At 66.7% G+C, this 11463-nt stretch carries 11 protein-coding genes and 1 pseudogene; 7 read left to right on the top strand and 5 right to left on the bottom strand.

What is annotated here, in order from left to right:
• Positions 1–1073, top strand: a 1073-nt coding sequence (gene pcaF, locus VDP82_RS07305) for a 3-oxoadipyl-CoA thiolase (protein ID WP_323014193.1), incomplete at its 5' end; no start/stop codon positions are given.
• Positions 1074–1211: 138 nt separating this feature from the next.
• On the opposite strand, the gene VDP82_RS07300 is transcribed toward pcaF, so the two are convergent.
• The 5 genes from VDP82_RS07300 to VDP82_RS07280 form a co-directional block, all read right to left on the bottom strand.
• Positions 1212–1730 carry an invasion associated locus B family protein gene (locus VDP82_RS07300; protein ID WP_323014192.1) on the bottom strand — a complete coding sequence of 173 codons (519 nt, stop codon included), beginning with the start codon at positions 1728–1730 and terminating at the stop codon, positions 1212–1214.
• A gap of 7 nt (positions 1731–1737) precedes the next feature.
• Positions 1738–2601: a ChaN family lipoprotein gene (locus VDP82_RS07295; RefSeq protein WP_323014191.1), complete on the bottom strand. Its 864-nt coding sequence runs from the start codon at positions 2599–2601 to the stop codon at positions 1738–1740.
• Complete coding sequence (locus tag VDP82_RS07290; RefSeq protein ID WP_323014190.1) at positions 2598–3338, bottom strand: hypothetical protein; 741 nt, start codon at positions 3336–3338, stop codon at positions 2598–2600. Before VDP82_RS07290 ends, VDP82_RS07295 begins: the two co-directional genes overlap by 4 nt.
• 18 nt (positions 3339–3356) lie before the next feature.
• Positions 3357–5078: an ABC transporter ATP-binding protein/permease gene (locus VDP82_RS07285; RefSeq protein ID WP_323014189.1), complete on the bottom strand. Its 1722-nt coding sequence runs from the start codon at positions 5076–5078 to the stop codon at positions 3357–3359.
• Positions 5079–5142: 64 nt separating this feature from the next.
• Positions 5143–7479 (bottom strand): TonB-dependent hemoglobin/transferrin/lactoferrin family receptor, encoded by a 2337-nt coding sequence (locus tag VDP82_RS07280; RefSeq protein WP_323014188.1) that lies wholly within the window; start codon positions 7477–7479, stop codon positions 5143–5145.
• A 362-nt stretch (positions 7480–7841) separates the two neighbouring features.
• Here VDP82_RS07280 and hemP point away from each other — a divergent pair, with 362 nt between their 5' ends.
• The 6 genes and pseudogenes from hemP to VDP82_RS07250 all read left to right on the top strand — a co-directional run.
• Positions 7842–8033 carry a hemin uptake protein HemP gene (gene hemP, locus VDP82_RS07275; protein ID WP_323014187.1) on the top strand — a complete coding sequence of 64 codons (192 nt, stop codon included), beginning with the start codon at positions 7842–7844 and terminating at the stop codon, positions 8031–8033.
• Between the two features lie 10 nt (positions 8034–8043).
• Complete coding sequence (locus VDP82_RS07270; protein ID WP_323014186.1) at positions 8044–9099, top strand: hemin-degrading factor; 1056 nt, start codon at positions 8044–8046, stop codon at positions 9097–9099.
• Between the two features lie 2 nt (positions 9100–9101).
• Entirely contained in the window at positions 9102–9527 is a 426-nt protein-coding gene (locus VDP82_RS07265; RefSeq protein ID WP_323014185.1) for a hypothetical protein, read from the top strand.
• A gap of 2 nt (positions 9528–9529) precedes the next feature.
• Positions 9530–10219 (top strand): protein TolQ, encoded by a 690-nt coding sequence (gene tolQ / locus VDP82_RS07260; protein WP_323014184.1) that lies wholly within the window; start codon positions 9530–9532, stop codon positions 10217–10219.
• Positions 10219–10659 carry a biopolymer transporter ExbD gene (locus VDP82_RS07255; protein ID WP_323014183.1) on the top strand — a complete coding sequence of 147 codons (441 nt, stop codon included), beginning with the start codon at positions 10219–10221 and terminating at the stop codon, positions 10657–10659. Before tolQ ends, VDP82_RS07255 begins: the two co-directional genes overlap by 1 nt.
• Position 10660: 1 nt before the next feature.
• Positions 10661–11463 (top strand): annotated as a pseudogene (locus tag VDP82_RS07250) (hypothetical protein); the annotation flags it as partial.

Here is an 11463-nt window from a genome sequence, read left to right as displayed (position 1 = left end):
TCGACTGGGAAGCGGTCGACGACGTGATCTTCGGCAACGCCAACCAGGCGGGCGAGGACAATCGCAACGTGGCGCGGATGAGCCTGCTGCTGGCCGGACTGCCGCTGGGCGTCACCGGCACCACCATCAACCGGCTTTGCGGCTCGGGCATGGATGCGGTGCTGGTTGCGGCGCGGGCCATCAAGGCCGGGGAAGCCGATCTCATCATCGCCGGGGGCACGGAATCGATGAGCCGCGCGCCCTTCGTCATGCCCAAGGCGGACAGCGCCTTTTCGCGCAAGGCCGAGATCCATGACACCACCATTGGCTGGCGCTTCATCAATCCGCGCATGAAGGCACTGCATGGCGTCGATTCCATGCCCGAGACCGGCGAGAACGTGGCCAAGGATTTCGGCGTTTCGCGCGAGGCGCAGGACGCCTTCGCCGTGCGCAGCCAGGAAAAGGCCGTGGCGGCGCAGCAGAATGGACGGCTGGCCAAGGAAATCACCCAAGTCGCCATTGAGCAGAAAAAGGGCGACCCGGTGGTGGTGAGCGTGGACGAGCATCCACGCGCCGGCACCACTCTGGAGACGCTGGGCCGGCTGAGGCCGCTCTTCCCCGAAGGCAGCGTGACGGCAGGGAATGCCTCGGGCGTCAATGACGGGGCGGCGGCGCTGATCATCGCCTCGGAAGCGGCGGTCAAGCGCCATGGGCTCACCCCGATCGCCCGGATTTCGGGCGGAGCGGTGGCGGGGGTTGCCCCGCGCATCATGGGCATGGGCCCTGCCCCGGCGACCCAGAAGCTGTGCGCCAGGCTCGGCCTGACGCCGAATGATTTCGACGTGATCGAGCTCAACGAGGCCTTTGCCAGCCAGGGAATCGCGGTGTTGCGCGAACTGGGGCTGGCCGAGGACGACGCGCGGGTGAACCCCAATGGGGGGGCCATTGCGCTGGGGCATCCCCTGGGCATGAGCGGGGCGCGCATCACCGGCACGGCGGCGCTGGAGCTGAGCCTCACCGGCAAGAAGCGGGCGCTGGCGACGATGTGCATCGGCGTGGGCCAGGGCATTGCGGTGGCGCTGGAGCGGGTTTAGCTCCGACATTGGGGCTCTCCACAGCCCTCTTAACTTCCTCATCACCCCCTCCCAGCCTCCCCCATCAAGGGGGAGGTCCCGCGCGGCGGATGCGTCGTCCTTGTGGCACAAAGAGGGTTTTGTGGACGGCCGAGACCGCTACTGCCCGGCCAGTTCCGCGAGGCGCTTTGAAGCGGCGGTGAGGCCGGTGAGCGAGAGGGTCAGCGGCACGGGGTCGTTTTCGGCGGCGCCGGTACCGGTGACCACGAGGCGGGTGCCGGCGCGCAGACGATCGGCGTCGGGGCCGGTGAAGGTGACGGGCACCAGGCATCCCGCCGGCAGGCAGGTGAGGAAGGGCAGCGGCACGCCCAGCGCCGCATCGTCGACGGCAAGAGCGGCGCCACGCGCGAAATTAAGCCCGAAGGGCAGCACCATCATGCCATCGAGCCCGCCGGCCTCGCCGGCGTAAAGCTCGATGGACAGCACGTGCTGGCGCGTTTCGGTATCGACCAGCGCCTGGGTGATGGCGCAATCGCGCACGCCCTCGGCGGTGGCGCAATTGAGGGTCCAGTCGCCATAGACTTCGCTGAGCTGGCTGGGGCCGGCGGCCGGCGCCTCTTGGGCAAAAGCCGGCAGGGCGGCGAGGGCGAAAAGGGCGGGCAGGAAACGCAGGATCATTTGAAACTCACGGGGTAGCGCGGACGGGCTCGCGCCGGGGGCGCGAGGCGATCTGCCTGGTGTCGAGGCGGAAAACGGCATCGGCGATGGGGCCATTGGCCGAAGGGGTGAAATCGGCATCGCCGGGCAGCAGCACGCCGACGCGCTCCACGCCCAGATCGGCCAGCTGGAACGGGGTGCCATGGCCATATTTCATATGGCCCCGCCCGATAATGCCGAGGACCAGGGCATCGGGCCGGCGGTCGAGCGCCTTGGCGATGTTGACGGCGAAGGCCCGGTCCCAGACGCCTTGGGCGCGCACGAAACGGTCGAAACCGGGATCGTCGGGGGCGCTGGCGGCCACCGAAAAACGCCCGCCGCCGGTGATGTCGAAGAGGAATTGCCGCGCCGCCGGGGTGGCGGGGCGGGCCGGGGTGAGCCCGTCGCGCTCGGCCTCGGGCACGGCGTCCCAACCCTGCTTGCCGATGCGCGTCACCAGCGGCCGGTGGCAGTTGAGCGCCAGCATGGGCAGCTTGAACTGGCGGCAGAAGTGAAAGAGCGGCAGGTAAAGCTCGGGATCGAACCCCCAGACATTTTCCCACTCGCTTTGTTCGATGAAGGCGTCGGCCTCGATGTCGCCGGCGACGAAAGCATCGAGCGCCGGCTGCACACGGCGCGGGAACATTTCGAACCCGACCATCAGCGGCCGGCCGCTGGCCAGCAGGCCGGCGGCGACATGCAATTGCCAGCGGTGGATGTCGAAGCGGTCATGCGTCTCGCCCAGCAGCACCACCTGCCTGGCGGCCATATCGGCGATGATTTCGGCATGGCTGGCCAAGGCGCCGGTGGCAGGGACGAGCCACTCGCCCGGGGGGTGGGGGATCGTGCTCATGCGATTTCCAGACCGGCCGCGGCGGCCAGTGCGGCCGCCTTGCCGCGCAGGGTGAGCCCGGTGGGGGCGCCATCGGCGCCGAACGCGAAGAGCACCAGATCGTCGCCCTGCGTCTCCTGCCGCCAGCCGGAAACGGCGCCGGCGCGCAAATGCAGGTGGAAATCGGGGCGCATGACATTGATGAAGCCGCGCGAGGGGCTGACCTTTTCGACCACACCCTGCCAATGCTGGACAAAGCCGGGGCGCTCGACGCGAATGATGACCTCTGCCCCGGCGGCCAGCGCCCGCTCGAAGGCCTCGGCGCCGGGATCGGCCTCATCGGACGCGGGGGCAGCGGCGGGCGGGGTGCGTTCCTCGACCGGCAGGGCTTCGCCGGGGCCGAAGGGGGCCAGCGCCGCATCGAAGGGCGCGAGGCCGGAAAAGCTGATGGCGCTGCACAACACGCTGCCGTCTTCGAGCAGGAAATCGGCGCGCGGATAGGCCTCGCCGCCCATGATGCTGGTGCGATCGACCACCACTGAGGCAATGCGGGACAATTCGATGCGGGCGGTATGCTCGGGACCGGAGCAGACCAGCCAGCCCCCGTCCTCGCCGACGGTTTCGACCGCGCCCATGCGCTCATGGGTGGCGCCATTCCAGCGGGTATTGATCATGATGCGGCCCATGGCCGGCAGCGCGCGCACGATATCGGCGGGGCTGGCGGAAAGGCGGGCGCGGGGATGGGTGGTCTGGGTCATGAACAGGCTCTTGAGGGTTCAGGCGGGGATCAGGGCCGGCGCCGGATCGGGCGACGGATCGTGGGGATGCTCGGACAGATCGAGAATGCGCAGCTCATCGAGCCCATGAGGGCGGTGATGGGACACCAGGATCAGCATGGAGTCGGGTAACTCGGCCCGCAGCAGGGCAAAAAGATCGGCTTCGGCGGCGGCATCGAGCGCCGAGGTCGGCTCGTCCAGCCAGATGCATTGGGGGCGCAGCACCAATAGCCGGGCCAGGGCGAGGCGCTGTTCCTCGCCGCCGGACAGCCCCTTGGTGCCGATGCCCCGGTCGTCCGGGTCGGTGCGATGGCCGAGGCCGACGCGGTGCAGGATATCGTCGAGATCGGCGCGGGAATAATTGCGCGGGTCCTCGGGATAGGTCAGCGCCGAATAAATGCTGGCATCGGGGAAATAGGGGCGCTGGGGCATGAACACCTGCGTGCCGGCGCAGCGCAGGCACCCCGAGGCGAAAGGCCAGAGCCCGGCCAGGGCCTTGAGCAGCGTGGTCTTGCCCAGGCCGGAAGCGCCGCGCACCCAGATGGTTTCGCCGGGTGCAATATCCATGCGCGAGACGCAGAGCAGGCCGCGGCCATCGGGCGTGGCGACGGCGACATTGTCGATGCCGATTTCGGCGCGGGGCGCGATTTGGCGGACGACCCCGCCGCGCTGGCGGCCGGCTTCGCGGGCCGCTTGCAAGAAGCCATCCAGACGGCTGGAGGCGGCCACCAGATCGGCCAGGTCACGATAGGAAAAGATGAACCAGGAAAGCGTGGTCACCACATTGGAAAAGGCGCTGGCCAGCTGCATGAGCCCGCCAAAGGCGACATGACCGGCCAGATAGCCGGGCAGCGCCACGAACAGCGGAATGCGCAGCACCGAATGATTGAAGGGAAAGGTGAAGCCGGCCAGGATGATCTCGCGCCGCACCAGCCGGTTCCAGTTGGCCACCACATCCTCAAAGCGGGTGTCGAGCAGGCGCCTTTCAGCCGCCTCGCCCCCGCCCAGGGCCACCGCGTCGGTATTGGAGCGCAGGCGGGCCAGGGCGAAGCGGAAATCGGCCTCGCGCTGCTGCTGCTGGATGAGCAGGGGCTTGAGCGGCTTGCCCAGCAGATGGGTGAGCCCGCTGCTGAGCGCCACATAGATGAAGGCGGCCCAGATCATGTAATGGGGGATTTCCACGGGCAGACCGATAAAGGCCAGCGAGAGCGGGAACTGGGCCAGGCTCCAGAGCACGACGAGATAGGAGAACAGCCCGACGACGCGCGAAATCAGGTCGAGCGCCTCGCTGAGCAGCTTTTGCAGGAAAATGGTGCAATCCTCGGCGATGCGCTGGTCGGGATTGTCGATGGCGTCGCGCCCGGACACGCTCAGATGCCAATAGGCCTTGTTGGCCAGCCAGATATCGAGGGCGTTGGCGGTGAGATTGCGACGCCAGCGCATTTCCAGATGCTTGCGCGTATAGAGCGCGGTCAGATGCCGGGTGGAATTGAGCGCGACGATGAGCGCGAAAATGCCGACCTGGGTAATGGCCTCGGCGGCTTCGAGCCGTTCGAGCGCGCCATAGAAATCGCCGGTCCACTGGATGAGGCGGAGGCTGGCGACGACGCTGAGCAATTCCAGCCCCACCACCAGGGCAAAGAGCAGGAGGCCAAGCTTGCCCCGGTCGCCCTTGAGGCAGAGCGCCATGAGGCGCGAGAACTGGGCCAGGACTTTGAACATCGGGGGGCCTCGGAAAACGGGAAACGGCCGGGGGAACGGATGCCCCCCGGCCGGATGGGCGGGATCAGAACTTGACGGTGGTGCCGAGCTTGAAGGTGCGGCCCGGGCCGCGCTGAAGCTCCAGGACGCTTTGCGCCGCCACGGCCGCCGAGGCGGGAACCGTGGTGTAGCCGGTGAGCGTATTGGGGAAGTAGGCGGTGTCGAAGATGTTCTGGACACCGAAGCTGACTTCCACGTTCTCGGTGGGCTTCCAGCGGGCATAGGCATCGAAGACCGCATAGCCTTCGGTGCGGAAGGTGGTGGGCAGCGCCCGCTCGCCCTGACCGGCGGCGAAGGTGCCCTGCACTTCGAATTCGAGACCATGCTCGGGGATTTCGTAGCGCACGCCCAGAACCGCGGTCAGCGGGACAGCACTGTCGAATGCGGTTTCGACGGCACCGGCCGAAAGGCGCTGACGCCCGGTCTGCCAGCTCACATTGGCGGTGGCGAAGATGTTCTCATAGAACTCATATTCGCCGCCCAGCTCGATGCCCCACAGGTTCACCGACGAGACATTGTCGGACCAGTAATGGGTGGGGGTGACGCCATCGGCCGCGACCATGCCCGGAACGGCCTGAAGGCTGCGGATGAAGTTGTCATAATTGGCATAGAAGCCGCCGACGCTGAACCAGCCCCGATCGAATTCACCGCGCAGGCCGATCTCGTAGTTCCGCACCGACTCGGGCTGAAGATCGGGATTGGGGATGATGTAGGTGACGGGGAAGGAGAAGATATTGGCGCTGGACTGGAAGAGCTGCTGCGCCGTCGGCATCTTGAAGCCTTCGCCATAGGCGGCGAAAACGGACAGGTTCTCATCGAGCTCGTAGCTGATGGCGAACTTCTTGAGCAGGGTGACGCTGCTGACCGCCGAAGGCGCATAGCCGGGCAGCGAAGCGTAATCGGCGTCGGGCGTCAGGCTGTAGGTGGCCAGACGCGCGCCGGGGGTGATGGTCAGGCGATCGTCGAGCAGCTTGATCTCGTCCTGAACATAGAAGTCGGCGCGCACCGTGCGCGAATTGGGGAAGCTGAAGCCGTTATTATAGGCGTAGGTGGTCGCGTTGGTGTCGGAGCGCCAGGTCTTGTTGACGTCGAAATACTCGCCCCGGGTGATGTCGCCATCAAAGCCATAGGTCAGCGTATGCGCGGTCGGCCCCAGATCGAAGGAGGACTGGAGCTGGAGGTCGGCTTCCCAGAAGTTTTCCGAGTAGTTGCGGATCGATTCGATGATCCGGTTATGCGCGGGGGTGGTGTAGGTGCGGTTGGAGGTGCTGTCCATGTCGCGGGCCTGCGGCGAATAGGAGACGTTCCACTTCACCGAATCCAGCCAGCTCGCCCCCACATGCCAGTCGTGGGAAAGCGCCAGGCGGTACCGCCGCATGTCGACATTGCGCAGATAGGAATCAGAAATGTAGTAGAGCGAGGTGCCGGGATTAGAGCCGGCGCCGCTGTCCCAGATCTGATCGACCGTGGTCTTGCGGGAGAAGAACTCGCCCGTAAGCTTGATCTCGTGGTCGGCATTGGGCGTCCACACGATCTTGGCGAGCCCGTTATAGGCGCTGGTCTCGGCGGGGAAGAGCCGGTCGCAGCGGAAATAGGCGGGACGCTGCGGACAGCCCCAGCTTCCCCCTTCGGGATCGGCCTTGATGGCCCTGGGCTCGGTGCTGGACAGGTGGCCGAAGCTGGCCAGAACCTCGACATCGCCGAAATCATAGGCGGCGGTGACCTGCTGGCGCCAGCTGTTGTCGAAGCTGTCGAAGGTGGATTTGAGCTCGACCGCCCAGGGCTTGTCCTGGCCTTCGAGCAGGTCGGAGGGATCGCGGGTGCGGAAGGCGACGCTGCCGCCCAGCGCATCCGAACCCCAAAGCACCGAATTGGGACCGCGCACGATCTCGACCGCCTTCATGTTGAAAGGATCGACCAGGTCGCGGGAGCCATCGGTGAGGATTTCCTGCACGCGGGAGCCATCGACGGTCATCTGCACGCGATTGCCGCTCATGCCGCGCACGGTAAAGCTGGACAATTGACCGAAGGGATTGGTGGTGTTGGTCGAACGGGTCACCGATACGCCGGGCTGGTAGCGCACCAGATCCTGAATATCGCGCACGACGCGCTTGTCGAGCTCGTCAGCGGTGACCACGGTGACCGAGGCCGGCACGTCGAGCACCTGCGCGCTGGTGCGCGTGGCGGTGACCGTCAGGCGCTTGAGCTGGGTGACCTGATTGGCGGTCAGCCCCGACTGCGACTGCGCCGCGGCCGGGCCGGCGGCCAATACGGCGATAACGGCACAACCGGCCAGCCAGCCCAGCCTTCGCGTCGATAAAGCAGGCGCAGCCAACGGCGCGCCCGGAACATGATTATTCATGCGAGCCCCACTTATATTTGACTTTTGTTTTGTCGTGGCTGGCTGGCTTGGCCGATAGGCGGCAGGCTCGCTGGCGTCTGCACCCGAAAGCAGGCTTCCGGGGCACCCGGTCTTTTAATATGATCGGATTAGTCAGCTATTATCGGGGACAGGTGAGCCCTGTCAAGTGCGGAGCCGAACAGGGTAAATCCGGCTTATCCCTATGATTTTGCATGCCTATTCGATAAAAACCGGTGCGCTTCCCAGAGTCACGTAAACATGATTTTTTAACTCACCTATTGATGCGCGATGAAAGTGCCGCTAGGTGTGGCCGCAGAACGATCCGGGGCTCAGATGTCGGAGCTCCAAGGCAAGCCATTGATATGAAAAAAGAAAACCCACCCTTGACGGGCCAGGGCAGCAATTCTGGAAGTGACGGGGCCGCGGCGCAAGAAAAGCGCGAATTCCGCAGCCAGGACATCTTCGGCGACGCCAATGCGGTGACGATCACCCATGACGGCGCCACGTATATATTGCGCATCACAAAACAAAATAAACTCATTCTGACAAAATAGGCGAGGCAAAATGAGCGAACGCAAATCGGCGGACACTATCCGCGCGCTCCGGGGCAAGCATCCCGAAATGCGGGCGCGGGACTTTGCCCGAATCCACGGCATTGCCGAGGCGGAACTGGTGGCCGCGCAGATCGGGCATGACGACACGCGGGCGCTGCGGCCCGATCTCGGGCTGCTGCTCAACGGGCTGACGGAGGTGGGCGAAATCATGGCGCTGACGCGCAATGAAAGCTGCGTCAGCGAGAAGATCGGCCAGGTGGAGCGGGTGGAGATCACCCCCCATGCCGCCATGACGCTGGGCGCCGATATCGACCTGCGCATTTTCCCACGGCACTGGCGCTTCGGCTTTTCCACCACGCGCCAGGACAAGGAGGGGCGCACGCATCGCGCGCTGCAATTCTTCGACGCCCAGGGGCAGGCCGTGCACAAGGTGCATGCGCGGCCCGGCACCGACATCGCCGCCTGGAACAGGCTGGTGGAGACGCTGGCCCTGCCCGACCAGAGCGACACCATCGCGGTGGAGCCCGAAATTCCCCCCGCCCCCGCGCCGGAAAGCCTGGTGGACGCGGCAGAGCTGCGCCGGCGCTGGCGCGCGATGACCGACACGCATCAGCTGTTCGGGCTTTTGCGCGAGCTCAAGCTGACCCGGCTGGCGGCGCTGGACGCGCTGGGGCCGGACATCGCCTGGGAGCTCGACCACGCGGCGGTCGCGAGGCTGTTCGAGGCGGCGGCGGAGCAGCAGGTGAAGCTGATGGCCTTTGTCAGCAACAGGGGCTGCACGCAGATCCATGGCGGCACGGTCCACAAGATCCAGATGATGGGGCCCTGGCTCAACGTTCTCGACCCCGGCTTCCACATGCATTTGCGGCTCGACCAGGTGGCGCGGGTGTGGGCAGTGCGCAAGCCGACACGCGATGGCGAATTGACCTCGGTGGAGGTGTTCGACGCCCAGGGCGAGGCCATCATCCAGCTTTTCGGGCAACGCGGCAGCGGCCAGCCCGAGCCGGCCGATTGGCGGGCGCTGGCCGAGAGCCTGCCGGCGCAGACCCTGACGCGGAGCGCATGAAAATGAAAAAATTCAAGCAGGGCCTCGCCCTCATCGCGCTGGCGCTGCTGCCCTTGCAGGTGGCGGCGCAGCAGGCCGAGCCGCGCCTGGCGGTGGAGCTGAACGCCGCCGAAGCCACCGAAACCGGCTGCAAGGTGACGTTTCTGGCCACCAACGGGCTGGGCGGCACATTGGACCGGGCGGCGCTGGAAATGGCGCTGTTCGACCGCGATGGCGGCATCAGGCGCATCGTGACGCTGGAATTCAAGGCGCTGCCGGAAAACAAGACCAAGGTGCTGCAATTCCAGCTCGCCGGGCTCGACTGCGCCGAGCTGGGGCGGGTTCTGGTCAATGACGTGACCGCCTGCGAGGGGCCGGAGCTGGCGGCCAATCTGTGTCTGGACCGGCTGGCGACCAGCGCCCGGCCCGATATCGGCTTCGGAGTTTAGCAATGAGCGGCGACGTCGCGCATGATTTTTCGTTCATCGCCCTGTTCCTGCAGGCCGACTGGGTGGTGAAGACGGTGATGGTGGGGCTGTTCGTCGCCTCCATCTGGTGCTGGGCCATCATCGCCAACCGCGCGCTGGCCTATGGCCGCAGCCACCGGCAGATGCGCGCCTTCGAAAAGGCCTTCGCCAGCGGCATGAGCTTCGAGCAGCTTCTGGACCTGGCCGGCACGCAGGACGGCGGCATGGCCAGCCTGTTCCGCGCCGCCATGGAAGAGTGGGACAAGAGCCACGCCCAGCAGGCGGCCAATGCGCCGGGGCTGCAAAGCCGGCTGGAGCTGGCGCTGGACCTGGCGGTGAGCGAGGAAAGCCGCGCGCTGGAAAAGCAATTGGGGTTCCTGGCCACCATCGGCAGCGCCGGGCCGTTCGTGGGGCTGTTCGGCACGGTCTGGGGCATCATGAACGCCTTCACCGCCATCGCGGCGGCGGAGAACACCAGCCTGGCCGTGGTGGCGCCGGGCATCGCCGAGGCCCTGCTGGCCACGGCGCTGGGGCTGCTGGCGGCCATTCCCGCCGTCATCGCCTATAACAAGCTCAGCGCCGATGCCGGGCTGCTGATCGCGCGGCTGGAGGGCTTTGCCGACCGGCTGGCCGCCATGCTGTCGCGCCAGCTCGACGCCGGGAGGGCCGCCTGATGGGCATGGCGCTGGGCAATGCCCGCCGCAAGGGACGCGGGCGGGGCCGGCACGCCCCTATGGGCGACATCAACGTGACGCCGCTGGTGGACGTGATGCTGGTGCTGCTGATCGTGTTCATGGTGGCGGCGCCGCTGATGACCATGGGGGTTCCGCTCGACTTGCCCAAGTCGGCGGCCAATCCCATGCCGCTGGACAAGCAGCCCCTCTCCATCAGCGTCACCAGCGACGGCGTTATCGCGGTGGACAAGCAGATCGTGGCTTATGAGGCGCTGCTGGACACCATCGCCGCCAAGGCCGGCGAGGGCACCGACGAACGGCTCTATATCCGGGGAGATTCGGCCACCGCCTATGGGCAGGTGATGAAGGTGATGGGGGCGCTGTCGGCGGCCGGCTATGCGCGGATCGGGCTCATCACCGAGGCGGAGGCGCAGCCCTGAGATGCGCGCGGAATTCGCCGGCTCGGCGCTGGTCCATACCGGGCTGATCGGGGTCGCCCTTTTGTGGCTGGGCCTGCCCGCGCCCGAGGACGCGCCGGCCATGGGCAGCGTGACGGTGGAGCTGATCGGCACCAGCCTGGTGACCAGCAACCAGAGCCAGAGCGTGGAAAGCGACGCGGCGGTGGACGAGGTGTCGAGCGGCGCGGCGGCCAGCATCGCCCCGCTCGAGGCCAGCGAGACGCTGGAAGAGGTTCCGGCCGAAACGCTGGAGGCGCTTTCGGAAGCCATCGAACCGCTGCCGGTAGCGGCGGTGAGCGAGATGGTGGCCGAAGCGGCGGAACCGATGCCGGCCGAAACGCTGGAGCAGATCTCTCCCGCCGTCGAAGCGGAGGCGATGGAAATAGCCGAGAGCGTCACGCCCGAGCCGCAGACGATGGCCGAGCCGCTTCTGGCGGCGGCGCTGCCGCTGGAGGCTGAAGACCTGGTGGCGGCGCTGGACAGCCCGGCGCTGGAGCCGGAGGCGATCAGCCAGGCCAGGATCGCGCCGGTTCCGCATGTGCTCTCCTTCACCCGGCCGGAGGCGCCAACGCAAAGGCAGGCCAGCGCGCCGCCTCCGACGCGGCGGCAGGCCCCTGCGCCGCAGCAGGCAGGCAATGGCGGAGCCAGCGCCCAGGATACGGTGGCGGCGCTGTCGGCATCGGGCCAGAACGGGGCCGGCGGCGGGGGCAATGCCGATGTGGCGCGCTATCCCGGCCAGGTGGAGCGCAAGCTGGGCCGCGCCCTGCGCTATCCGCGCGATGCCGG

The sequence above is a fragment of the Devosia sp. genome, from assembly GCF_034675085.1.
Taxonomy (GTDB): Bacteria; Pseudomonadota; Alphaproteobacteria; order Rhizobiales; family Devosiaceae; genus Devosia.
The sequence above is the reverse complement of the archived record's forward strand: the minus strand, read 5'-3'. Positions and strand labels throughout refer to the sequence as shown.